Below are 24,645 nucleotides of genomic sequence, written 5' to 3' on the forward strand. Positions count from 1 at the left end.
GATGAAGGGCGACCTCGCCGAAGAGATCAGCAAGGGCGGCAAGAGCTTTGTCCGCAAGCTCAACCCCGACCGCGCCTACACTGGACCCGCCGGCGGCCAACTCACCGTGCCTGGCCGCTCGCTGATGCTGGTGCGCAATGTCGGCCACCTCATGACCAATCCGTCGATTCTGGACCGTGACGGCAACGAGGTGCCGGAAGGCATCATGGACGCGGCGATGACGGCGCTGATCGCGCTGCACGATGTCGGGCCGAAGGGGCGGCAGATGAACTCCCGCGCCGGTTCGATGTATGTGGTGAAGCCAAAGATGCACGGACCGGAGGAAGTCGCCTTCGCGGTCGAGATCTTCGACCGCGTCGAGGCGCTGCTCGGCATGGCGAAGAACACCATCAAGATGGGAATCATGGACGAGGAGCGGCGCACCACCATCAACCTCAAGGAAGCGATCCGCGCCGCACGCGAGCGCGTGGTGTTCATCAACACCGGCTTCCTCGACCGCACCGGCGACGAGATCCACACCTCGATGGAAGCCGGCCCGATGATCCGCAAGGGCGACATGAAGCAGGCCGCCTGGATTTCCGCCTACGAGGCCTGGAATGTCGACACCGGTCTCGAATGCGGGCTGGCCGGTCATGCCCAGATCGGCAAGGGCATGTGGGCGATGCCCGATCTGATGGCGGCGATGCTGGTCGAGAAGATCGCCCACCCCAAGGCCGGCGCCAACACTGCCTGGGTGCCGTCGCCGACGGCCGCGACGCTGCACGCCACGCACTATCACAAGGTCGATGTCCACGCCGTCCAGGCGGCGCTGAAGAGCCGGCCGAAGGCGAAACTCGACGATATCCTGTCGGTGCCGGTGGCCGTGCGGCCGAACTGGACACCCGACGAGATCCAGCGCGAACTCGACAACAACGCGCAAGGCATTCTGGGCTATGTCGTGCGCTGGATCGACCAGGGCGTCGGCTGCTCGAAAGTGCCCGACATCAACGATGTCGGCCTGATGGAAGATCGCGCCACGCTGCGCATCTCCTCGCAGCACATCGCCAACTGGCTGCGCCACAAGGTCTGCTCGGAAATCCAGGTCAGGGATTCGTTGCAGCGCATGGCGGCCATCGTCGATCTGCAGAATGTCGGCGATCCGCTCTACCGGCCGATGGCGCCGGATTTCGACAGTTCGATCGCCTTCCAGGCCGCCTGCGACCTGGTGTTCAAGGGAACGAGCCAGCCGAATGGCTACACCGAGCCGGTGCTGCATAAGCGGCGGCTGGAGTTGAAGGCGAAACAGGGCTGAGCTGGCGCAAGCTTGGGCCGGAACCGGCCCACGGACCCTCCTGAATGGGCTCAGTTCAGCCCAAGCGCATCGCGCAGCTTCGAAACGTTATCTGCCAGCCGTCACCGGCCCGGCCGGTGCCTCGAGGCCGCCTCGCGAGCGTAGAGCCGGCAATGTTGTGCCCAGTACTGCGGTCTCTACGCCGCCTGCGCCACACGCTCCGCGCTCATGCGATAGGAAATCGCCTCGGCCAGATGGATGCGGCCGACGGTTTCGCTGGCGTCGAGGTCGGCCAGCGTGCGCGCCACTTTCAACACCCGGTGGTAGGCGCGGGCGGAAAAGGCGAGTTTTTCGCTGGCGTCCTTGAGCAGCGACAGGCCGGCGGCATCGGGCATGGCGATCGCCTCGATGACAGCCGGCGCGCAATGCGCGTTGGTGGTGGCGCTGTTGACGCCGAGCCGTTCGAAGCGCTCGCGCTGGAGCGTGCGCGCGCGGCCGACGCGGAGTGCAACGTCAGCACTCTTCTCCGCCCTGTCGGGGCGGATCAGGTCGCTGGCCGAGACCGCCGGCACTTCAATACGAAGATCGATGCGGTCGAGCAGCGGTCCTGAGATGCGCGCTTGATAGTCGGTGCGGCAGCGCTCGCCGCGTACGCAACGATAACCCGGCTCGCCGGCCATGCCGCAGCGGCACGGATTCATCGCCGCCACCAGCTGGATGCGCGCCGGATAGGTGACGCGGTGGTTGGCGCGCGCGATCATGCAGTCGCCGGTCTCAAGCGGCTGGCGCAGCGCATCGAGCGTCTGCGGCGTGAATTCGGGGAACTCGTCGAGGAACAGCACGCCGTGATGCGCTAGGGATACTTCGCCCGGCCGGGCGCGCATGCCGCCACCGACCATCGCCGCCATCGAGGCCGAGTGGTGCGGAGCGCGGAACGGTCGCCGGTCCGTCAGCTTGCCTTCGCCGAGCTCGCCGGCCACCGAGGCGATCATCGAGACCTCCAGGAGCTCCTTCGGCGCCAGCGGCGGCAGGATCGACGGCAGCCGCTGCGCCAGCATCGATTTTCCAGAGCCGGGCGGACCGACCATCAGGACATTATACGGTATTAAACTCATTAATCATATACAATGACATGATAGCGTATGACATTAAAATCAGAAATGGCGGTTGGAAACTGACATCATTGTAGGGTATTAAGTTCTCAAATCGGAGGCTCGCCTGAAAAAGCCACTCGCCTATTCCTACGTCCGCATGTCCACCGACATCCAGCTAAAAGGCGACAGTTTGCGAAGGCAAACTGAGAGGTCGAAGCAATATGCAGACGAGCATGGCCTCGAGTTGGTAGAAGACTTCAGACTAGAGGACATCGGCGTCTCAGCATTCAAGGGGGACAACGTTTCCTCCGGCGCCCTCGGTAAATTCCTGGATGCGGTGAAGGCAGGCAGGATTCCAAAGGGTTCGTACCTACTGGTGGAGTCGTTCGACCGCCTTTCCCGCCAAAAACTGAATGCCTCGGTCTCTCTGTTCTTCGATATCACCTCCAATGGGATCAACCTCGTAACCCTATCCGACAACCAACTGTACAAGGCAGGAGAGGCAGAGTTCGCGCAGCTGATCATGTCCATCGTTGTGATGGCACGCGCGAACGAAGAATCGGAGATGAAAAGCCAGCGGCTTTCCGCTGCCTGGGATGCCAAACGAAGGGCTGTAGGCGAAAAGAAGCTTACGGGTCTTTGCCCTGCATGGCTGGAGCTGTCAGAGGATCGCAAAAATTTTCACGTTGTCGACGATCGGGCTCAGGTCGTCAGACGGATATTCGAGGATAGCGCCAGCGGCCAAGGATCATTCGTCATCACGCGACGGCTGAATGATTCTGGGGTACAGGCATTCGGGCGATCAACCGGATGGGTACAGTCATACGTCACCAAGATTCTCCAGGCCCGGGCGGTCCTTGGCGAGTTCCAGCCACATACTAAGCAGAACGGAAAGCGGGTTCCGCTCGGTGATCCGATTCCAGACTATTACCCACAAATCGTCGACGAGAACTTGTTTCTTCGAGCACAATTTGCCCGAGGAAAGCGCAGGATCGAAGGTGGAGGACGCAAGGGAGGGGCATTGCGCAACCTGTTCACCCACCTGGCGACATGCGGGTACTGCGGTTCTCCCATGCATTTTCTAAATAAAGGCGTCGGCCCGGGAGGTGGGACTTATCTGAAATGCAGTCATGCCCTGCGCGGACTGGATTGTGTTCCGACGGCATGGCGCTACCAGGATTTCGAAAGGTCCTTTTTCCTATTCGTCAAGGAGATCGATCTGGCTGAGATGCTCAGGGCGTCGTCGCAAAAATCCGAGGTGCTGATCCTGGACGAACGTGCGGTCGCTTTGGCGGAGAAAAAGAGCGAACTAGAACTGAAGCGAGAACGGACATATGCGCTGATCGACGACGGAGCGATTTCAGTCGAGTTCCTGACGACCAAATTGCGAGAATGCGAAGCCGAGTTGGCTTCAGTCGAGCACCAGATAGCCGACGTTGATCGTCAGCGGCAGGAAATTCGCGAACAGCAGTCGATTTCACCGGATGAGCTGCGGGTCTTGATCGACCAACTTCAACAGATGGAAGGTCCTGAGGCGTTTTCACAGCGTTCGATGTTGGCAACAAGGCTCCGCGAAATCGTCACCGAACTCAAATTAGAGGTCCAGGGCTCACGGCCTCGGCAAGGCAAAGCCGCTGCCCTACTGGATGCTGCGGACATCGATCCCCAAGAGCGCAGCCAGATCTTGGATCTTATCGAACGATCCGATCGAGAGGCGCAGCGGTACAACAGAAGCTTTAGCGTGGTTCTGGCAGATGGCGTGTCTCGGCGGGTCGTCCTGAAAAACGATGATCCGGCAAGTTTCGTCGCAGAGGTTCTCGTCGGCAAAGACGGCGCAATCTCAGGCAGTGATCGCGGGATGCCGATTGGCTGGTCTGACGGGTGGGACAACGTATTCGACGAGCCTGTTTCGGTGTAGTGGCCGGGGATTTCTCACCCAAGCCGAGAGTTTCGCGATCTTATCGCGATAAATAGCCGGCCGGTGAACCGGCTATCATTCTCAGAACCTCCAGAACCGCCTTTCTTCTCGCTTCTCAGTTTTCCCTTTCGAAATCGGCCTTCGGGCCGTGCTGACGGCTTATCCTCGCACGACTTCGAACACCCAAATCCATTTTCACCCACCGCATTTCCGATGGGTCTATATCCCTTTGAAAAAGCCACTCTCATGCTCCAAACGATCTCAAATCCCTCTCCCACTTCAATCATATGCCAGTACGCATCCTGGTTCGACGACAGGATCGATCATTTCATCGACGAGCACAAAGGCAGGTTCGATTCCGTCTCAACATTCAAGAAACGGAACGGTCTGTTCATCACGATCTCATTCGATCACAGCCGTCGCAATCAGCGGTATGAAGGTTCCGCGTCAATCGACAGTCCCAAGGCGAAATCGGTGCTGGATACGTTCACCGACATATACAACTTCATCTGCCGACAACTGATTGGACGGAACTATCATCGCCCATCGTTCGATCCGTCAAAACCATTGGCAATCGGTTGCCTGGACATGAATGGATCGAGATACTGGAGATCGATGGGAGTTCTGGAAAACCCCCATATCCATTCGATATGGATTTTCAGGGATGAAGTTCGAGAGGGCTTTCAAAAACTGTTAGCCGACAGAGAACGGTTTCAAGCCTTCAAGGAACGGTTCTCGATAAGGGAGATGGACATCCAGGCTCTGGATCACGACCATCGAAATTCGACGGGTGAGAGTCGTGCAACTTCGTACATGGCGAAATTCATAGGGCACAACAATTCAGAGCTTTTGGTAGGAGACGATTTTAGGGTGCTACCGATTTCCAAGCGCTCTGCGCTTCAATAGCCGGCGAAGCAATCAGGGTGGTTAGTCAGCATCCTCCTCGACGTCGTCATCGTCAAAATCATCGTCTTCATGGATGTCCTGCGCCTCACCATCGACGTCGACAGCTTCGATCCAGTTCCAATTCCTCGCTCTGACCTCCGCTTTGAAACGTTCGATCATGGGAAAAGGAATTTTGTAGCTCGTCTCGAACAGGTCAACCAAGTCACCAATCCTTACGTTCTGAACTGCAAACGCAAATTCGAACGCTTGGGTCCGAATTCCGCGCATATTCGACGCCGTGACCTCAACTTCGATCACGAACGGTCCTTCATGGTGGGGATCGATCGTCGCAATCCCCTGGAACTCCCACGTGCGACCATGCCGGAAATCAGCGCAATGGATCTCAACGACGGGAGATCGGTTCGGCTCGACAGCAAATTGCATCTCGTGCTTGCCAATCACTCGCGGACTTCGGAAATTCTCAGCCAGCCGAACGGGATAGAGGCTTGATCTTGGCTTAGGGGCAGCCGGGCCAAAGATCGGATGATAGGTGAAGCGATTGTGAAGGTTGCCGCCTCTTCCAGTCAGTTTGAGCACCAAGTTTTCAACCTGTAATCGCCCAACGTTCTTCAGCATGAACGTGAACGGGATTTGCCCGTAGAGAACCTCGAGAAACCTGTGGACCGAGGCGGTGTATCGAGGAACGACCTTCGTCCGATATTCGCGGTAGCGGTCGCCATAGCTGTAGTCTCGCCGAAGGCTGTACGGTGAATCGTCATCCTGACTTGGATTACGTTGAATCACGTGTGCGGTGATTGGCCTCCTGGCATCTCTAGGCACCGGATCAACACGAAAGACGGTTTGAGGCTGCTCCAATCCAAATTGCAGGGAGCACTCAACCGACGGCTGAGCTTCTTCCAACTCGCGAACACGAGCCTTCAACCGGACGATCTCTTTGTCATTCGGACTAGGCTCAGGGTCCGCCAACCAATGGTCAGGCATCCTCCAGGACCTCAATCCATGGCGTGATCCGATCGCGATCGGGTTTGTATCGTGAGAGAGCAGCCGCTTCCGTTCCGCAGGCACATCCCGAGCATAGAGGATCTGGGCCACCACACGATCATCGCCCTCGCTCGGATCAAGATCATCATACTGATCCCAGTTAATGCGGGCGGAGCGAGCTATCGCAATCTCGACAGCAGGAGGGCCGACGGCGATTTGATGTGGCGTCGCACTTTCGGCGGCAGGTGCAATTAGCCGATTAAAGGCTCTAGCGCGTTTGCCCAGTCGCCCATCGCGTTTCCGCTTGTCGATCTCGGAATTTACCTGCGGAACAACCAAGATCAGAATGGGACCGGTGGGATCAAGCTCATGCCAGGGCAACGTTTCTAGTGGCTTGCCTTCAAGGGCAACCATGCTGTCGATGAAAATGATCGACGAATACTTCGTGTGGTCAAACGCCGATTCCATCCTTGAAGCGTACCGGCAATCCACCGATTCGACCATTCGTGTTCCCAAAAAGCCGCCAACGGTTTCACAATTTCGGAGGTTCTGCGGGTGAACCGAGGGCATTTCGGGAAGCGCAAAGGAACGATCTGCATTCAAGGGGGCCTTGCGCCGAGAACTTGCCGTACCTATCTACCGCGTCCGCCTTCAGGGACATCTCTGCAAGGCGCCAACGGAGGGACTAGAAATCGCATGGCAGGATCGACATCCTCGAAAACTCAGCCCGGCAAACTTGGCCTTAAGGCCTCAAAGGAATACTCCAGCGACATATATTTGTATGCTGGTGATATAAATGAAGACGGATACGAGGCACTACTTGCTGACGTATCTGAAACCACCCGATCAGATAAAGCAATCCTAATTCTGATCACGAATGGCGGTTCTGGTGCCGCAGCTTTCAAAATAGCCAGACTTTTCCAAAACACATATTCGCGTTTCGGTATATTCGCTCCCGGACAATGTAAAAGTGCTGGGACGATTGTGGCGCTCGGTGCTCATAACATTTGGATGAGTCCGGGGGCGGAACTTGGTCCTATAGACGCACAAGTTCCTCAGCCGGACGAAATCGCAACAATTGAGTCGAGCCTGTCCAGCCGTGCATCTTTGGATGCGCTTATGGATGCAACGATCCAATTCTTCGATACGTCTGTCGCGAATCTGGTTACAAAGAGTCAAGGCAGTGTCAGTTTTAAGTTGGCTGCCGAAATAAGCGGGTCCATGGCCACCAGCATGGTGTCGTCATTGGTTGCCAAAATCGACCCGACCTTGCTTGGCCGGCATAGACGTGGTGTGAGCGAGGGTATCAGGTACGGGACTGAACTCGCTTTGGTATCCGGCAACGCGGAAGAGGGCACGGTGGCCAGTTTGGCGAACGATTATCCGTGCCATGGCTTCGTTATCGATTTCGTTCAGGCCGGGAAATTGTTCCGTGACATCTGCCTAGCGGAAGGCACTCTGCTGGAATATGGAAAACAGCTAACCGACGCAGTCCGCATCTTTCCGGAAGGCGCAGTCAGCGCTGGAATTCTTCATAGAACTATCACTCAGGTAGGATCGGGTTCCAAGCGCACTCCTGAACCGAAACCCACCCGCCAAGCTAATGACGACCGGCCGCGCCAGGCCGACGAAGTGAGCCAGAAGGCGGCATAAACTTCCCCAAAATTCTGCTTGAACTCAGGGCTTCGCTCTCGTTGGGCGAAGCCCCGTCAGCTTGTGCAGCAAAAGGGGAATTTCATGGAAATCTTTGACGAAACTGCCAATCATCAAAAGCGCGGGCGGCAGGCCCACGCTGATGCGCTGAGTTATCGCTCAGCCGCTCGACGTCCAGAGGAAATTAGCTGGCTGACGCGGAAGATGCGCTTGTCGATCAACCGCCGTCTGGTCGACAAAAATGTCCTGAAAGACGAGGGAGCATTCGCGTTTGGGTTTGAGCCATATCAGCTCGACGTAAAAGGGCTACTCGGCAACATCTTGCAGGGCTACGCGTACAGCGCTCAATTCAACGGATCTCGTAGCAATAGCAATTTCAAGGCGTCCGACGTCCTTTCCATCGACATCGATGGCACGATGACCCTTGACCAAGCTGTGGAGGACCCGTTCGTCGCCGCGCATGCGACGTTCATCTATACCACTGCAAGCCACACACCCGAGAAGCATCACTTCAGGATTGGTTTCGCACTGGAGCGAACGATCGAAAATGGTGCAGAAATGCGAGCAGCAACGCGGTCGCTGGCTCTGAAATTTCGGAGCGATATCAATGCAGTGGACCAAGCTAGGATATTTTTTGGCAACAGGAACGCTGAGCCTATCTATCTTGACGGGGGCATTCCTGCAGCGCTGCTCGAAGACCTTATTGAACAGGGTCTCGACGCAGACCAATCGGATACCGACTTCCCCAGGGTCGCATCGACCAGGTCGAAGCTGTGCATCGAGGATGACCAGGTCCTGGTCAGCGCAAAGGGCGTTCCTGGATTTCTCCGACAATTCAATCGCTCGGAGCCGCTTCATTGCCCTTTCCACAAGGACGAGCATGCAAGCGCATTCGTCATCGAAAACAAGCAAGGACAGAAAGGGATACGTTGCTCCGCCTGCGTTCAGAGCTTCTGGGCAACCGGATATCACGATCACTACGACTTCTACAGCTTTGAAAAGGCTGCCCGTGCGATCCTGCAATTTCCAAAACTGAAATCGGACCTCGACGAATTCTTTCCGCATGAGGAGGGGGACGATTTCCTTTCCGCTGCCAGAATCGAGTTTGTCGACGAGGAACGTCTCGGACCGATCCAGTTCTTGCCAGGGGCTACGTTCATTCGCAGCCCAAAGGGAAGCGGAAAAACGGAGCGTTTGAAGGACCTAGTTGCGCAAAAGAGGGGTCGGATTTTGCTCATTGGCCATCGGCGCACGCTGATACGGTCGACGTGCAACGATCTCGGCCTCGAATGTTACCTGACTGAAGGAGAATCGAACCGAAGCCAGGATCGCTACGGGATTTGTCTCGACAGCTTGATGAAGATCAAAACCGACAAACCATACGACTACATTTTAATCGATGAGTCAGAGCAGGTGCTCGCCCACTTCCTCTCATCGACAATGGCCGAAAAGCGTTTGCCGATCCTGCACAGGCTGATGCATCTGATATCCAGTGCAAAGTCCGTGATCGCGCTGGATGCCGATCTGTCCTGGAATTCGTTCCGGCGAATATGTGAATGGCGCTCAAAGCCAGATCAGCTCGGGAATAACCGACTGATCATAAACACGTTTCGAAAGGAAGGGCGCGGAACGATCCATTTGGTGCCCACGAAGCGTCAGGTCGTTGGAGAAATTCAGAACGCGATAGCGGAGGGGAAGAAGTGTTTTGTCACTGCAAACAATCGCGGATTTATCGAAAAGCTGGAGAAGTCGATCCTCGCAAAAAATCCAGAGGTGGTGCTGATCGCGATAACCTCCACGACCGTTCAACGGGAGGATGAGCGGATCAAATCTTTCTTGGCCGACCCGAAGCTAGAAGCACCAAAATATCAGGTTGTTCTTGCTTCGCCTTCGCTAGGAACCGGTGTCGATTTCAGCTTTAAGAGAGAATGCGATCGCTTCGATATTGTTTTTGGCATGTTCGACCCGCTGCTCCTGACGCATATGGATTGTGATCAGCAGCTAGCTCGTGTGCGGTCGCCGAAGGAAGTGCGGGTCTTCATCACGCCCGCCAAATTTACCTTCGAAACTGATCTGGATTCGGTGACGGCAGATGCCCTCTCATTTGAAATGATGGGGCATCTGATAAAGGGCTATGATGCCCGAGGCGTGGTGAGATATCACGATCAGCCGGACAGTGATCCTCTGTTGCGAATAGCGGCGTCCGTTCTCTCAGTCGAACGCGCATCTAAGAACAACCTGAAGGGTCATTTCATTCTGTATGCGCGAAGGCAAGGGTGGGACATTGCACATGTCCAGCAAGATGATGCCGTCTATGAAGCCGGCACATTGGCTTGGACGGTCGGTAGCGAACTTCACAGGGAGCAGTCTGCTCGTCGGCTGTTGGACGCCAGGTCGCTGACGGACGAAGAATTCGAAGAAGTTAGGGCGGCGCTCGACGAGGATGACCCGATCGAGGATGCGCTTCGCGCGTCGTACACCCGTTCCGTACTTGAGCGTTTCTATCGCCAGGCGCTCACCGAGGAGCTGATCGCCCTCGATGACAATGGTAAGTTCAGGAGACGGGTTAGGCTTTTCGAGGCGTTGATCGATCGGAAGTTCCTCGATGTCAAACTTTTGATGGCTTCTCAATCGGAACCCGGAGATCTCCGGAGAGCTACGCTCCTCCCGCACCAAACGCTCAAAGAGCATTTGGTTGCGGAGCTCCTCGCGACCACACCTTTGTACTCGCGTGGAGAATTCAACCTCGACGCTGAATGCGGGGGTAACGATCTGACCGACTTTATGGTGGGCATGGAAAAGTATGCCCAGGTGTATGAAACGCAGTTTGGTAAGCCCGTTCGAGCTGATCTGGAGCAGAAGCCAATTAGTCAGCTTCGGACGATCGTTAAGATGGCTGGACTGTCGCTTTCCCGATCGCGGACGACGTCCACGGGTGGTGTCAAAACATATCTGTATCAGATCGCCCCGCTCTCCTACGCAAAAATGGAAGAGATCGCAGATCGCAGACGCCGCCTTGAATGATTTCGGGTATTTTGGATGGAATTAGGGGTAAATGGTGATTGGATTTTTGGGAGAAGGATAACTAAATGGATTTACACGTTCTTCTTCCAGCCGCACAGCGAGCTCGGATAACACCGCAGTTTATATAGAAGAACATGTAAATCCATTCACTTATCCTCCTCTGACATTGGGATTGTGTCGTGCTTTGGATAAGGAAAGGCGGGACCTGTTGACCTTCTCAGCCATCTGACGGGACGCCGTTGTCGATCATCAACGGAAGGAGATCGCAATGGCATTCGAAGGATTGAAGCTGGTGGCAGCCCCGAAACAGGCCCCGACTGATCCGGCATCCAAGCGTCGGCAACGGCTGATCATGCAGATCGACCATCAGCTTTATATGGCTGAGCCGGAGAACGTCGGCCGGAAATTCCGCGGTCGCTGGTGGACCATCGATCTGGACGGCAAGCCGACGCTGTCAATCAAGTATGGCAAGGTTCCTCTGGAGCTAGCCAAAGGCAAGCATGCGATTGCATGCAGCGACATGGCTGGCGTGGTCGACGCCCTTAAGAAGGCACGAGAAGCCGCTGTCGAAGGCACGTTCGACAGTCAATTGACGACCGTGTCGGAACAGGTCCGGGCCAGGTTCAAGAAGGGGCGCTAAGGCATCATTGCCCAAACGACCACCCATCCCGCCCCAAGCGGTGGGATGGGTTTAGCTATCGCGCCTTTTTTCGGCCCGCCTTCAAGGTCGTCGGCACCTGTTCATCAGATTCGGGCTCTCGAAATAGCTGCGCGATATGGACATCGAGGGCTATCGCCACCTTCTCCAGCGTAAAAATCGTCGGATTGCGCGCTGCCCTCTCTAAGTGGCCCACGTAGGCACGCTCAATGCCAGCGCTAAGCGCTAGGTCATCCTGTGAGATGCCCCTCTCTACCCTCAAGCGCCGTAAATTCCAGGCGACCAATGACTGCACTTCCATTTGGAGAAAGCAATCAGTTGCCCTTGTCTGAAACCACGTAATATAAGACCATGATTATGGGTTGAGGAGCTTACCTCCTCGGGTGTCAGACTTGTTGGGGGAATAATGGACGAGACCGTTTCGCCGGCCGCTACGATCGACTGCCCGTATTGCGCGGAGCCGATCAATCCGAAATCCAAGAAATGCAAGCACTGTGGCGAAATCCTCGATCCCCAAATGCGGGAAATCGAGTTGCTAAAGAGCCAGAGAAACAGCCCGCAGGTTTTCATGAATGCCGGCGGCGGAGCTGCAGCCGCGGCTGCATCAGGGTTTGGCGGTCCAGTGAAGCGATTCCCCCACTGGATTCACATTCTACTGGTGATCCTATCCGGTGGGCTCTGGATACCGGTCTACATCCTGATGTACCTGTTCCGAAACAAGCGATATTACTACTGAGGGCCGACGGATGAGCACTCTGTTCCTAAAAGCCCTCGGTCGTCACCTCCCCCAAACCGTCTTAATCGCAATGGCCGTCTCAATGCCGGTTAGCGCGTTCGCGGACAGCAGGTTTCGCGGGTTCACGGTTTCAGACAGCCCTGACCAGATCGATAAGAACGCGAAGGACGAGGGGATGACCGTGAAATGGGGGGCTCCTGTGTTTGATCCCGACGGCAACGGTAAGCAGGCGACGCTCAAGGATGGCGACAATGCCTGCGGATGGATCATATTCAACGGCGATCAAAAGATCGAATCGATGGTGTTTGGAGAATGCTTCTTCGGCGGCGAGGGGATGGGGCTACGTACGGTCGCCCAGGAATTCGTCAACAGGTTCGGCGGACCTGCTGAAATGGAGGTGATCTCCGACCCGATGTGCAAGGACGCTGAGCCGTTTCGGTTCAAGGGTAAGACATCAGAGGGCGAGCAGTTCCGGATCGAACAGAGCTGTGCCAACTGGAAGCTGGAGGTCACCGTCGAGATCAAGCCAGGGTCGGGTAAGGGTCTGAAGTTCTAGACGCCGATACTGGGTCGTGCATCGGTGCCCCGTTGAAGCAGTTCGCATAGCGAAGTGACTGCCTCGTCAATTCCCGGCTCATTGCGCGTATAGAAAACTCGCGTTCCGACCTTCGTTGCGGAAACCAACTTGGCCTCCGTTAGCCAACCCATGTGCAGGCTGACCGATTCTTGTGTGACTCCGAGCCGGCCGCAGATCAGCTTGTTCGTCAGGCCGGTCTTTCGCGCGTTGGGAACATCGGGAAAATACAGCTCGGGCCAGTTGAGAAAGTCGAGGATCTTGAGCCTGCTTTCGCAAGCCAGAGCTTTGATCACACGAGCGTCCATTGCCGTTCTCCATCAGTTTCATCCGATGGACGGCGCTATCCCTGAGCAGGCGCCTTTCGACAACGGCAAAATGCTATTCGTGAGGATACCAGTTCCTACCTCGAACACGCCTCCGACCGGGTTGTAATCGAGTACAACGCAGAGGCTGGACCCGCGCTTACACCAGCTGAAAATTTCCTCTTGCGCAAATCCCCGGCACTGCCCCACACTGCGAAGCAGCAAGCAGCACCACTCGTTTTTCTTTTTGCGAGAGGTGCGCCCATGAAAAACCCGAAACAAGCTGCAAGAAATTATTTTACCATCAAGGTCGGTGAGGCATTTGAAGCCTCTGCTGGCGGGCCTTTGGGCATATTGGCGCTTCTAGCATTGCTAGTTGTATACGGGTTCGGGCGCTATTTCGGCCTCTGGTAGAAGTTGTCAGAAGGCGGGGCAAGCCCGAAGCCAAAACGGGGGCAGAGCCCCCGCTGAAGAACATATCGCTGTCGGCTATTTCATCGGAACGTATAGATCGATCCTGAACCGTACGCCGACGTCACGGTTACCTTAACGCCGCGACGAACCCACCGCCCGCCAAGATGCTCGATGATCCACCGAACTAGCCGGCCGGCATATTTCTTCATTTCGTCGGTGAAACCAGCAGTGCCAACATGGCGAAGCACAAATGGCTCTGTAGCGATAACCGGCGGTCGCGAGGGAGCCGCGATCACAGCACCCATAAGCACGGCGACGCCTAGCCTAGAAGTCAGCAACTCGAAGATACCCTGTCCTATAGATGTGTTGTGCGCATTGGCGTGGGAGCCGGGATCGAAAACGAAGTTGTTTAGGTTCGGATCGCGGCTAAGGCTGATTTGGTCGGGTCGGTAGTTGTTCGGCATAGCGCCACTCCTTTGATGAGGTCGCTCAAACTGAGCGTTTCCTTCGCGTTGATGCGTAGGCGCATCCTGCTAGGGATAGGCGGCATATAAGCGACTTGGCTGCAAGTTGCAAGACGTCAAATAAGACGCCTTAGCCAGTGCAGAACCACGACAAGCCTTTGATTAGTGCGTCTAACACCCCGCTCGAGGAGGCGGTCTCCCGACCCTCCAAGTTGAAATTATGAAATTAATTTCACGCCTGCCTCGGCTCAAGGTCGAAGCGCTGTGCTCCCAATACAACCTCAAAGCAGCCTCCGCACCGACGGAACGAGCCGAGAAAAGCGCCAATATTTTATCCAGCGGTTCAGACCCGCCGATGACCAAGATGGTTAAATCCAAACGATCCTCTTCCAAGCCGTTGCCGACTGCGAGTTCGATACGGAAGGCAAGCTATCAGGAGATAGCCGCCATGCATCACAATCAAAATAGCCTGCCGCTCGACCGTAGTGGGTCTGACCAGTCAATTATTGCCCTGCTTTCGCGGCAAGACAGCGCTCAAGTCCTGTCGATATGGACGAATGATCGCATATGCGAATACCTGCTAGCATCAGATACGCGGCGGCACACTTGGCATGCATGGCTTGCTGCAAACGGAAATTTCATCAGCGATGCAGTGGAAACGTACCGGTTCTTGACCTTCGCTAAGTCCCGCCAGATTCTCACGGATGCGTTCGGCTCCTGCCCTGCCGGCATGATCTCGACACTCGGTAAATTGGGACCGTACGCCTGGCCGAGACCTATCTACGTGGCGATCCATCAAGCGCTGATGGCTGCTGGACCGTTGGCAAACCTCTTATATCAGGCAACGGAATTCCGGGACGACGACATTCTTTCACTGGCATCAGCCTCGACGATGCCAGTGTCGAACCGAGTTCTCCGCTCGCTGCTGAAGTGCAAAATACCCGCCCCGGAGCTGGTTGAGCTGCTGTGGGTGATCGCACGGCTGTCACCCATGCACGATGAGCAGCGACTGGTTCGCGCCATTGTTCAGGGTCGCCAACCGCCTGCAATTCTGGCAAACCTATTCAGTCTCATGCCGTTCCCCAACCCTCCGTTTGAGCAGGTTGGTGCTCTCGCTCCGATCACGACAGCAGAACAGCTTCGAAAAGCAGGGCACGAATTTGATAACTGCCTGAAGGGTGGAGAAGAGCTTGCATACGCGCTCGCATCCATCCAATCGGCGCAGCGATACTTCTATCGATGGGATGGCGAACACCCGACGCTCCTCGCATTTTGTCGATGTGGTTCAACGGGGTGGATTTTGGCCGAGCGTTCTGGTCCAGCTAATGCCCGCGTTTCGCAAGTTACGGTCAATCAGATTGGTGAGGTCTTGTCGGGCATTCCCAACGTGCTCGTCGGAAAACGAGGCGCGGGAATGTTGGAGTGGATTTGTGCGAGGTGATCTCGAAGGCCGGCCCGCCGTTGATTAGCCTGTCGCCAAAAGCTAGGAAGGCTAATTCTTTAAAGGAGAACCCCATTGGCCGACGAGTCCAGCAACCTGATCGAACTAACCGCAGATATCGTTTCAGCTTACGTCAGCAATAATCCAGTACCGGTTGCGTCACTGCCGGATCTTATCCAAAGCGTGAACCTCTCTTTGTCAAAGGTCGGACAACCGGTAGAGCCCGAAAAGCCGGTTCTCACGCCGGCGGTCAATCCCAAGAAATCGGTGTTTCCCGATTACATCATCTGCATTGAGGATGGGAAGCAGTTCAAATCGTTAAAGCGGCATCTGATGACCCACTACAACCTCACGCCGGAAGCGTACCGTGAAAAGTGGGGCCTGGCGCGCGATTATCCGATGGTCGCCCCGAACTATGCCGCCCAGCGTTCTGCTTTGGCGAAATCGATTGGGCTGGGGCGGAAAGCAGCGCCTCCGAAGAAAGCTCCGGCTAAGCGGAAGGCCAAATAGGCAACCCGGCCATACGCAAAAGTCGGTGCGCGCTTCCGCGATAACACCATAACGTCGCGCCGGCGAATCGGGGATTCAGGACTGGCGGCGGATCTGATTGTCCGCTTGGCCGGTGTCGCGTTGTTCTCCAAAGCGTGACGCCGGCCTCCCAAAACTCGGCTAACCGATTTCCGTCTGTGGTGCTCAGTGTTCCGAGAACTCAGCCGAATCAAGGCTCACACGGCCACGGCTGCTTAACCTTCCACACGCGTACGTGAAGAAAAACTCTGGACTCCCGTGGCAAAGCTGCCGCATTTAGTTGCTCGGGGGAAATCAAATGAGAAAACTGGAAGTTCTAGCGAGTGCCGCGCTTTTTCTGGCCGGCTGCTCAACGAATCCTGTTGTTTCCGACAGTGATCTAACGGCGATGAATACCGTGGCGTTGTGCCATGTTTTGGCCTCCAGCAATGACGAGCAATACCGAACAAGAGTAGCCGCTCTGCTAGTCCGTCGCGGCGCAACGGCAGACAAATGCATGCGGCTTGTACAAGCCGACAATGCTGTAGCGACCGGAATAGCGGTGGCTGCGGTAGGTGGTGCGGCGGTTGCTGTAGCCGCCAACAACGGCGGCGGCGGATATTACCGCCCGCCTCCCACGGCGTATGGTGTAGCCTGGGACCAATTCTACGGACAAAACTATGCGCTAATGTGGCGATGCCGGGACAAGGCCACCGGGCGGTTCGTTGACGACTTCTATTGCAATGGAGCGCCGATGATCGACAGCACTTGGCCAGGCTGGTCGGCTTAGGGTCTGCGATGGATCGATCTCGCTACGACAACCAGTCCGATCAATGGCGCAAACGACGCGGGGCGCAGCGGCGGCGTGCGCGTCTGCTAGCGAGCATTCCGAAGCGGCTTATCTTCGTCACGGTGGCGGCGACGGCAGCCTTCGTCGTGCAATTCGTTGGGCAGCACATTGAAGGCGCCCCCGACCTGAACGTGTCGCGCAGGATTGGACAGTCGCCGGAGTCAATCGCCGGCGTCGCCTCAGTCATCGACGGCGACACGATCGAGATCCACGGCCAGCGCGTCCGCTTCAACGGCATCGACGCGCCGGAGAGCAAGCAATACTGCGACGACGCCAAGGGCTTCGAATACCCATGCGGTCGACGATCGGCGAAAGCGCTGGATAGCTTCCTGGCGGCTTCGTGGCCGGTGCAATGCACGTTCGTGACTTGGGATCGCTATCACCGTTTCGTCGGCGACTGCCGGCGCGCCGACGGCGCCAGCGTGGCGGCGTGGATGGTCGAGCACGGCCAGGCGCTCGATTGGCCTCGCTACAGCAACGGTGCCTATGCTGCGCTGCAGGCCAAGGCGGAAGCGGCGAAGGTCGGCATTTGGGTCGGCAACTTCCAGGCGCCGTGGGACTGGCGCGCTGAGCATGCAGATGACGCTACACCGAAAAGCAAGCCCCTCGGGATCGTCAACCGCAAGCTGGTCGCGCAGAGCGGCTATTCATGCGAACCACGGCGTACGTGCAAGCAGATCAGCTCTTGCGACGAGGCTCAGTGGTACTTGCAGAACTGCTCATGGGGCGGGAAGTTGGATCGGGACGGCGATGGGGTTGCGTGTGAAACCCTTTGCTAGGGAGCGCCTAACGATGGTGACGAGAACCGCCAAGATCCTTGTACTATGCAAAACGTATCCGTCGCCAAGCAGCAAGTATTCTGAGACGTCATGCGTGGCCGGGATGGAGGAACCGGCCTCCTTAATCAGGCTGTTCCCAGTTCCGTTCCGATTGATCAAGGATGACCAACAATTCAAGAAGTGGCAAATCATCGAAGCTACGATCGAACGAGCGAGAGATGACAACCGCCCAGAGAGCCACCACATTAAGGTTGACACAATTCGGCGGGCTCAAGCTCCGCTTTCAACCAAGCATGGGTGGGCCGACCGGTGGACGTGGATCGACAAAGTCCCGATCCTTGGCGATTTCGCTGCGGTAGAGAGGGCCCGTCAGGCCGGCGGGAACACCCTTGCGCTTCTGAGGCCGTCGAAGATAGTCGCGCTCGACATCGCCCCGACGGCAAATCCGGGCTGGACCCCTCAGGAGCAGAAAAAACTCTTGCAACACCAGCACCAGGCAGGGTTATTCGATGATGCGGACGCGCCAGCGATCAAGACCCTTCGCAAACTGCCCTACGATTTTCACTATCGCTATCGATGCATCGCCGCAGGCATCGACGCCGAGTATCGGCACAAGATCGTCGATTGGGAAATTGGCGCCCTCTATTGGAATTGCCGCAAACAGTACGGCAAAGATTGGGAGCCACCTTTTCGAGCCAAGCTAGAGCGCGATCTGCCAGCGGCGGATCTCATGTTCCTAATGGGCACGATTCACAGGTTTCCCGATCAGTGGCTGATCGTCAGCCTCTTATACCCGCCTAAGCGGCAACTCCAAACGGCTCAACGATCTCTGTTTGATCTGTAAGGTGGGCTATAGAAGATCCCGTTTTCCGGGCAGCAGCCCTCGCCACGTATGTCCGATGGCAGAATCTGTAGTCTGCTTCGAAACACACCAGGCACGTATTTTTCGACTGAGTGATCTCAGCCACTTCAGCGACAGCTGGCTCTTGGCCGCCTAGGTACTGGAGGAAGCTCGCTGTGTAGATCGACCAGCTCCCATCTCGCTTGTATCGGTCCCGAACGGCCTTTGGGCACCCCATAGCCTTGGCGTGTACGTAGGCAATTCCGACTGCGCTTAGAGCCTCCCCAAATGCCACTTTCGAGAAGCCGCGTTTGCGAGACAGCGGCGTCGCACGCACGTCAACGACCAGATTGATACGCGCTGATTGCAGCCTCTCGATAAAGCGTTCAATGCTCAGGCCCTCATACCCGAACGTGTAGATGCGTCTGGCCATGCACTACCTCCTATCCCCCGATCTTATAGCGAGATCGACAAAATCTGGAAGACCGATAGGCTGTGAGTGGGACGAACCGCCTACCTATCACCAAATTCGAACTAATTAGCTGATTTTATTGGCGCACCCGACGGGATTGGAAACTGGGACCTTCGAGGGCCAGGTAGAGGGGTACGCTTCGCTTCACACATTTCTTCCGCAAAGCCGAAATAGTTCGGTGGATGCGTAGGATGAGGGGTTCGACGTTTGTGACCGCCGTGAGACTGTTTATCCTTCTTGGAGGATGATTCGTGTCCCGGAATATCGTCATCTTTTCGGACGGCACTGGCCAACGCAGCGGTGTGTTCTTCGACGAGAATAGGAGCAACATCTACAAGCTTTATCGGGCTACCACATGCGGCCCGGATTCTAAGGTCAATCCTTCGCTGCAGCTCACTTTTACGACCCTGGCATTGGTCCGGAACCGATCGACGGCAATTTTTCTCCCGGTTCTACAGCCCTCTCCATAACCTAGTCAGCCAGGCAACCGGCCTTGGACTGACACGGAATATGCTCCAGTGCTATGGAGCCATCATTCGGCTGTGGCGACCGGGTGACAAGATATTAGCCGCGGCGCTTACACGGTTCGCGCTTTAGGCGGCGTGTTGATGTTTTGTGGTGTGCCGACACAACAAGCTGCCGGCTCCTTCTTGACGAGGCTTCGCCGCTGAAGATCGCAAGCGAAGCGGTCAAACAGGTCTATCAGTTCACCAACTCCCGGAATCCTCAGACAGCCACGGAACGGCAGTCGGCACGGCTGAAACAGCGCGATTTGATCGCTTTGAGGTTTCGGACAAATTCAAATCCGACGATCAAAGGCAGTCCAATGCGGTGCCACATTCCATTGGTGTGTTTGACACCGTCGCGTCTCTCGCTAGCCCTGTCGCTATTGCAGGGATGATCGCTGCGGGTGCTTTGATGGTTGGCGTTTTGGCAGCGGCTCTATCGCTTTTCTGGCTGTCTTTCACGGCCTGGTCGGCGATTTTTCTCGGTCTAGCGGTCGCAGCCGCTGCAATTTGCTACCTGTTCGACCACATCAAAATGCCAGGGGCTTTGCCCGGTTTCAGCTTTCTAAAAAACGATCCAATGGACCGAATTTCGGATGCGCTTCTACGATTGGCGGCTGTCTCCAAGGGTTCCATATGCGAGGCACGCGCTGTCGATCGATGAGAACCGCAAGGATTTCAATAGGGTGCTCTGGGGCATGAAAGGCGATCCAAACGATGTCGATGAAAGCGGTACAAATCGCTTTCAACAGGTATGGTTCGCGGGCGATCACTCTGATGTCGGCGGCAGCTATCAAGAGAATGACTCCAGGCTTTCGGACACATCACTGAAATGGGTGGTCGATGCTGCAAAGGCTGCAGGGCTTCTTTGCGATGACGATTGGCTGAATGTCTTTCCGGACGCGGCAGGCCCACAGCATGACGAACGACAGGGCACAGTCTTCCGGTTAGTGGCACCATTCGTCAGAAACATACCAACTGACGCGACCCTTCATCAGTCAGTCCTGGATAGGTTCACACTGGCAGAGGTGCTTCAATACAACGTCCTGAAGCCTTATCGACCGGACGGACTGCGGCGGCACGATAAGGTCAAACATTTTTATGATTCCGGCTGATGAGTAGGCGAGCGGCGAAACTGTTCACTGTTTGAGCGTGGAACCTCTTGCCGGTTGGGCTGACGGCGCCGAGGTCATTCAACATCCGAGCTACTTCTGAATAGGACATCATGACCCGCCAATCGGGAGGCAGGAACCTTTCAATGTGCGCAGCGAAGGCATCGGCACTTTGGCGGTTAGCTTGCGCTAACACTTTGCAGTTTCGTCCTAGAATCGTACCCCTGCGCTTAGCCTGGGCGAGTGCAGCTTTGCTTGATTCGTGCATGTCAGCACGCTAAGCTACTAGCAGTCCTATAATGACTCGTGTGTGAACAAGATATTTACGGCCCCACGGTGATTCAGTGAAACCGCTACACATAGGCGCGCTAGCAATTTTGATCTGCACACTTGTTGTCGCTCAGGCACAAAATGATCCATTAGCCAAGAATACGGAAGAAGCCCGGCTTCAGCAATGTGCGTCTTTGCAGGCCAAGTTGGATCACGATATTCTCATGACCGACGACGAAATAGCTGCACTTAAAAATTGTGTGGCAGTTATACCTACTTGTGCTGGTAAATTGTGTGAAGCGTATGTCCCGAAGCGCTATGATCTACTTACTAGGCCCGGCGACATCGGGTCGGACTGGCAATCCTTGTACCCCGGGTGAACGATGATTGATTATGGCCACGCAGCTGCGTCTTCGGCCGCAATAATGTTATTTGTCGCTCTCGGGAGCTTCATCTTCTCTGCTGCCGTTATTGCGTTGCTGTTTTATACGGTCGGTCTTTTCACAAAATGGCAACAAGGTAACAAGGTTGCCCTGGGTCAAGCGCTTTTCTTCGCCTTTCCGTTCTCAGTGCTCGGCGTGACGGTGGGTTTTGTAACGAGTTTGAGTCGTGAGTCTGCGGTCGGCACTGTTCTTCCGGCGATTCTTGCACTTGTTGGAGGTGTATGTGTATACTTGGTGTCAAAAGGTGGGCGATCCGCGATCACATCTGCTGTAGCAGTGGTCATGTTATGCGTCTCGTTTTCGGCAGGCGTAGGCTATGGGTCCGAAGCCCGCGTAGAGAACGAGCAAAATGCCCTCTCTCCGGCCACTCAGCGTGCTCTTGCCAACCGCGAGGCCAACATCAAACGCTACCGGAAATCCGTTGGGTTGGACGACGAGGTAGTGCGGCCGCCAATTCCAGCCAGCAAGCCCTGATTGAACTGGCACGACTGATGCCTACGAGTCAAAGTAAGGGGCTTTGAAATCGACGATTAGGATCGAACGAACCTCGTCCGAGAGGTTCCAAGCGTAGTGTTCGACTGAGTCATCGAAGATAAAACATTCGCCTTCGGACCAATGAAAAGTCTGGTCGCCCACGCAAATCCCGCAGTTCGGTGGAACTCTAAGACCGAGGTGAAGTCGCGATACCGGGTAGGCATATGCTTGCACACCGCTGTGCGGTTGTACCCGAGTCCTGGGGTTCATTCTCGAAAATTTTGCATTCACAACACCAGGAAAAGCGCTAACCAACTTTGTGGTGATTGGGCACACTTCACGCAAGCTGCCGTTCCACGCATAGAAAGTGCACAGATTGGCAACTTGCCAGCCCCCAGGACGATATAGATAAGTTGCGGTCGCCGGACCGTATTCCCGGGCTGATACCAAGTTCATCTCATCACGAATTGAGCGCCAATCCGCGATGAGATCATGAACATACGGTAGAGAATCCAGTATCTCCTGGCTCATCAAAGGACACTCGAAACATTGACAATTTAGCCTGTCCAGGCGCTTGCCGTAACAGCGTAGTTCCGTGCCACGGATCGCGTTTCCACGACATGCACCGCTGCAGTTGGATCGTCCGTATGTGCCACCAAGTTGGTGCCTGCTACCATCGGAGACAGCAAATGATCGGCTACCTTCGTTGTTACCACAGGCTCAAGACTGACTATCTTGTCATCTCCAAAGCGCACGTTATGACGTTCGAAAACGTCGGCGACGGCGTTCGCTAAATCATCAGAAAGAGCCTGAGACTTCAGTATCGCGGCCCTCAATTCTCGGGTGGATCGTGCATCATGGACTGTCGAAATCCGATGCGGATCTTTTTTTGGACTAGACGCCATATCTTTCCTCCTCAATTGACGAAGTGCGCAAGCTCTCAGCGGTCAGGTTCGTCCATCGCACCTCTTCGTCGGTTACGATATCATTTCCGTAAAGTACGTCTATCAGACCTATCGCTGCGCTCCTGGCGCTCGAATCTCCCAAGCCAGTTATCCGTGCGATCTCGGGCAGCGCCTCCCCAAAGGACATCCCTCGATCCAAAAAGCGGATGATAGAACTAGCAAAGGCAGAGACCTGAATACATCTACCAGATCCGGTAACTCTGTCAAATACCAAGCAATAGCGGCGATACTCACCTAGTGGAAGCACTTCCGGCAATTTGTCATCGCATACAGCTTCCCATGCCCTTTCGATGTCTATGTTCAAGGAAATGCAAGCACGCACGGGGGTTGGGGTCTCCGCCGTCCCTTGGCTCGGATGCGCGCCGGCTAAGTCCACAAATGCGCATTCATATAAGAACAGTTGCCTGGCGACTGCCCGTGTCGGGTTCGACACACGATTGAGCATTCTTCGTATGGCATCAACAACAACGTCTATATTGGTGTTGATGGCAGAAATGGCCGAAGGCTCGTTCTCCGAAAGTGCCGCGGCCTGCCACAAGCGAAAAATCTGAAATGGCGTATGCCCGGACGACTGGAGAGCCGAGATAGTTAAGGGGAAACGACCTAGAACCAGGTAAACGAAGGTGTCTACGCCAACGATCTGGGACCGGGCCATAGCCCGCCCTTCAACATAGTAGAAATTCGAGAACAGCTCTGGATGCCGCTTGATCATGTCAACGTCAGCATCGCTCACTGGCTGACCAGTCTGATCCGATGAGTAACCATCAAATTGCAGTTCGTCTTTGTATCTCTCGTACAGTTCAGTTCCTACGTAGGGCGCAAGTAGGTGCATCTGTACGGCGATGCGCGAGCGGTGTGTCTTGATAAGCGCGATAATAAGGCCCAATGACTCGTTAAGATCATCCACCGTCTCGTCGGGAAAGCCTGCCATGAACGAGCATGTAACAGTCATTCCGAGCTCGACCGCTTCCGCAACGCGTAACTGCACCGCATCCAGACGAAGGTTCTTCTTAATTCGTTTCTGTAAGGAAGCCGAACCGGTCTCAATGCCAAAGTAAATCTCATTGCAACCCGCGTTGACCATGGTTTGTAACATTGGCGGTCTGACGCAATCAATACGAGCAGATGAACTCCACACTCGTTTGGGGCTCAAAGTTGCCAGCCCTTCACACATCCGACCGACCAGATTCCGGTTAACAGTTAGCATGTCGTGCACAAATCGAAACGTGCGGCCGCCACCAAACAGAGATTCGAGAGATGCCATCTCCGCTTCGAGTCTCGCGGCTCCTTTCAGTCGATAAGTTCGATTGAAAAATAGAGCTGTCGAACAGAAATCACATTTGAATGGGCAGCCTCGGCCAGCCTCTATGGGCAGGAAATGTACCTGTCGGTCGAGAAAGGCATAATAGCTGAAGTCGGGGAGAGGTTGATCATCTAGATTCAACAAGAGTGGCGCATCCATTGCCCTGGTGCAAACACCGTTCTCGCGAAATGTCGCGCTGCGCACATCTTCGAAAGATGTCCCGCTATCAAGCGCTAACAGAAGTTCAGGAAAAGCGACCTCGCCTTCGCCTCTCACAATAAAGTCAATAGCAGGGAATCCATTAAGGGTAGCTATATCCACCGCGGTAGCTTGAGGGCCTCCCAAAACTATCGGAACGTTCGTCATCTTCTTTAATTCTTCTGCGATGCGTAACGTGTGATGGTAAGAATCACACATAGTCGTAAACCCAATTACATCCGGGCTTGACGACAAAACACGTCCAGCGAGGATCTGGTAAAGCCCACGCGCGCCCATACCACACTCGGTCGCTTCTAGATTTAGGTCGACCAAATCCACGGTGTGACCGAGGGACTTTACAACACCGGCTAGCGTCAACAAACCAAGCGGAAATGGATATTCGCGCACGATGTTGCTTCTCTGCTCGCAACCAAAGTGGTGTGCGTAGCTCAATGTTGTGACGAGCGAGATATGCATTTGGTCGCTA

Annotated in this window: 21 protein-coding genes and 1 pseudogene; 15 read left to right on the top strand and 7 right to left on the bottom strand. The window is 55.5% G+C overall.

Annotated elements, in window-relative coordinates; all coding sequences use genetic code 11:
- On the top strand, positions 1-1,291 hold a 1,291-nt coding region (locus tag EOA36_RS01380), incomplete at its 5' end, for a malate synthase G (RefSeq protein ID WP_127275288.1).
- 176 nt (positions 1,292-1,467) lie between these two features.
- Here the strand turns inward: EOA36_RS01380 and EOA36_RS01385 are convergent.
- Positions 1,468-2,370: pseudogene (locus tag EOA36_RS01385) on the bottom strand (ATP-binding protein); the annotation flags it as partial.
- 118 nt (positions 2,371-2,488) lie between these two features.
- Here EOA36_RS01385 and EOA36_RS01390 point away from each other — a divergent pair.
- The gene (locus EOA36_RS01390) at positions 2,489-4,282 is read left to right on the top strand and encodes a recombinase family protein (protein WP_281040037.1); all 1,794 of its coding nucleotides are present in this window, start codon (positions 2,489-2,491) and stop codon (positions 4,280-4,282) included.
- Between the two features lie 927 nt (positions 4,283-5,209).
- Here EOA36_RS01390 and EOA36_RS01400 read toward each other — a convergent pair.
- Positions 5,210-6,673 (bottom strand): hypothetical protein, encoded by a 1,464-nt coding sequence (locus tag EOA36_RS01400; protein WP_127275291.1) that lies wholly within the window; start codon positions 6,671-6,673, stop codon positions 5,210-5,212.
- A 192-nt stretch (positions 6,674-6,865) separates the two neighbouring features.
- Here EOA36_RS01400 and EOA36_RS01405 point away from each other — a divergent pair, with 192 nt between their 5' ends.
- The 3 genes from EOA36_RS01405 to EOA36_RS01415 all read left to right on the top strand — a co-directional run bounded on the left by EOA36_RS01405 (position 6,866) and on the right by EOA36_RS01415 (position 11,486).
- On the top strand, positions 6,866-7,822 hold the full coding sequence (locus tag EOA36_RS01405) for a hypothetical protein (protein WP_127275292.1): 957 nt from the start codon (positions 6,866-6,868) through the stop codon (positions 7,820-7,822).
- 84 nt (positions 7,823-7,906) lie between these two features.
- Entirely contained in the window at positions 7,907-10,846 is a 2,940-nt protein-coding gene (locus tag EOA36_RS01410) for a plasmid replication protein, CyRepA1 family (RefSeq protein WP_127275293.1), read from the top strand.
- 268 nt (positions 10,847-11,114) lie between these two features.
- Positions 11,115-11,486, top strand: coding sequence for a hypothetical protein (locus tag EOA36_RS01415; RefSeq protein WP_127275294.1), 372 nt, complete (start codon positions 11,115-11,117; stop codon positions 11,484-11,486).
- Positions 11,487-11,541: 55 nt separating this feature from the next.
- Here EOA36_RS01415 and EOA36_RS01420 read toward each other — a convergent pair whose 3' ends face one another.
- Positions 11,542-11,805 carry a helix-turn-helix transcriptional regulator gene (locus EOA36_RS01420; protein ID WP_127275295.1) on the bottom strand — a complete coding sequence of 88 codons (264 nt, stop codon included), beginning with the start codon at positions 11,803-11,805 and terminating at the stop codon, positions 11,542-11,544.
- A gap of 105 nt (positions 11,806-11,910) precedes the next feature.
- Here EOA36_RS01420 and EOA36_RS01425 point away from each other — a divergent pair, with 105 nt between their 5' ends.
- Positions 11,911-12,240 carry a hypothetical protein gene (locus EOA36_RS01425; protein ID WP_127275296.1) on the top strand — a complete coding sequence of 110 codons (330 nt, stop codon included), beginning with the start codon at positions 11,911-11,913 and terminating at the stop codon, positions 12,238-12,240.
- Between the two features lie 10 nt (positions 12,241-12,250).
- Positions 12,251-12,796: a hypothetical protein gene (locus EOA36_RS01430; protein WP_127275297.1), complete on the top strand. Its 546-nt coding sequence runs from the start codon at positions 12,251-12,253 to the stop codon at positions 12,794-12,796.
- Here the strand turns inward: EOA36_RS01430 and EOA36_RS01435 are convergent.
- Positions 12,793-13,122, bottom strand: coding sequence for a helix-turn-helix transcriptional regulator (locus tag EOA36_RS01435; RefSeq protein WP_127275298.1), 330 nt, complete (start codon positions 13,120-13,122; stop codon positions 12,793-12,795). The genes EOA36_RS01430 and EOA36_RS01435 overlap by 4 nt on opposite strands.
- A gap of 261 nt (positions 13,123-13,383) precedes the next feature.
- Here EOA36_RS01435 and EOA36_RS37080 point away from each other — a divergent pair, with 261 nt between their 5' ends.
- Positions 13,384-13,533, top strand: a complete 150-nt coding sequence (locus EOA36_RS37080) for a hypothetical protein (protein WP_189553062.1) — start codon at positions 13,384-13,386, stop codon at positions 13,531-13,533.
- 80 nt (positions 13,534-13,613) lie between these two features.
- On the opposite strand, the gene EOA36_RS01440 is transcribed toward EOA36_RS37080, so the two are convergent.
- Positions 13,614-13,997 carry a hypothetical protein gene (locus EOA36_RS01440; protein WP_189553064.1) on the bottom strand — a complete coding sequence of 128 codons (384 nt, stop codon included), beginning with the start codon at positions 13,995-13,997 and terminating at the stop codon, positions 13,614-13,616.
- A gap of 220 nt (positions 13,998-14,217) precedes the next feature.
- Between EOA36_RS01440 and EOA36_RS01445 the strand changes: the two genes are divergently transcribed.
- The 5 genes from EOA36_RS01445 (at position 14,218) to EOA36_RS01465 (ending at position 18,418) form a co-directional block, all read left to right on the top strand.
- A complete protein-coding gene (locus tag EOA36_RS01445) occupies positions 14,218-15,438 on the top strand; it encodes a hypothetical protein (protein ID WP_127275299.1) in 1,221 nt (406 codons plus the stop codon).
- Positions 15,439-15,513: 75 nt separating this feature from the next.
- A complete protein-coding gene (locus tag EOA36_RS01450; RefSeq protein ID WP_127275300.1) occupies positions 15,514-15,948 on the top strand; it encodes a MucR family transcriptional regulator in 435 nt (144 codons plus the stop codon).
- Positions 15,949-16,264: 316 nt separating this feature from the next.
- Positions 16,265-16,735: a hypothetical protein gene (locus tag EOA36_RS01455; protein ID WP_127275301.1), complete on the top strand. Its 471-nt coding sequence runs from the start codon at positions 16,265-16,267 to the stop codon at positions 16,733-16,735.
- A gap of 8 nt (positions 16,736-16,743) precedes the next feature.
- A complete protein-coding gene (locus EOA36_RS01460; RefSeq protein WP_127275302.1) occupies positions 16,744-17,574 on the top strand; it encodes an excalibur calcium-binding domain-containing protein in 831 nt (276 codons plus the stop codon).
- A 13-nt stretch (positions 17,575-17,587) separates the two neighbouring features.
- Positions 17,588-18,418, top strand: coding sequence for a hypothetical protein (locus EOA36_RS01465; RefSeq protein WP_127275303.1), 831 nt, complete (start codon positions 17,588-17,590; stop codon positions 18,416-18,418).
- Here the strand turns inward: EOA36_RS01465 and EOA36_RS01470 are convergent.
- Entirely contained in the window at positions 18,372-18,848 is a 477-nt protein-coding gene (locus tag EOA36_RS01470; protein ID WP_127275304.1) for a DUF488 domain-containing protein, read from the bottom strand. The genes EOA36_RS01465 and EOA36_RS01470 overlap by 47 nt on opposite strands.
- A gap of 1,141 nt (positions 18,849-19,989) precedes the next feature.
- Between EOA36_RS01470 and EOA36_RS37960 the strand changes: the two genes are divergently transcribed.
- Both EOA36_RS37960 and EOA36_RS01485 read left to right on the top strand, forming a co-directional pair.
- Positions 19,990-20,508, top strand: a complete 519-nt coding sequence (locus EOA36_RS37960; protein ID WP_127275306.1) for a DUF2235 domain-containing protein — start codon at positions 19,990-19,992, stop codon at positions 20,506-20,508.
- A 650-nt stretch (positions 20,509-21,158) separates the two neighbouring features.
- Positions 21,159-21,692 carry a hypothetical protein gene (locus EOA36_RS01485; RefSeq protein ID WP_127275307.1) on the top strand — a complete coding sequence of 178 codons (534 nt, stop codon included), beginning with the start codon at positions 21,159-21,161 and terminating at the stop codon, positions 21,690-21,692.
- Between the two features lie 894 nt (positions 21,693-22,586).
- On the opposite strand, the gene EOA36_RS01495 is transcribed toward EOA36_RS01485, so the two are convergent.
- Complete coding sequence (locus EOA36_RS01495) at positions 22,587-24,635, bottom strand: radical SAM protein (RefSeq protein WP_127275309.1); 2,049 nt, start codon at positions 24,633-24,635, stop codon at positions 22,587-22,589.
- Positions 24,636-24,645 lie beyond the last annotated feature (10 nt).

Source organism: Mesorhizobium sp. M8A.F.Ca.ET.021.01.1.1, assembly GCF_003998025.1.
Taxonomy (GTDB): domain Bacteria; phylum Pseudomonadota; class Alphaproteobacteria; order Rhizobiales; family Rhizobiaceae; genus Mesorhizobium.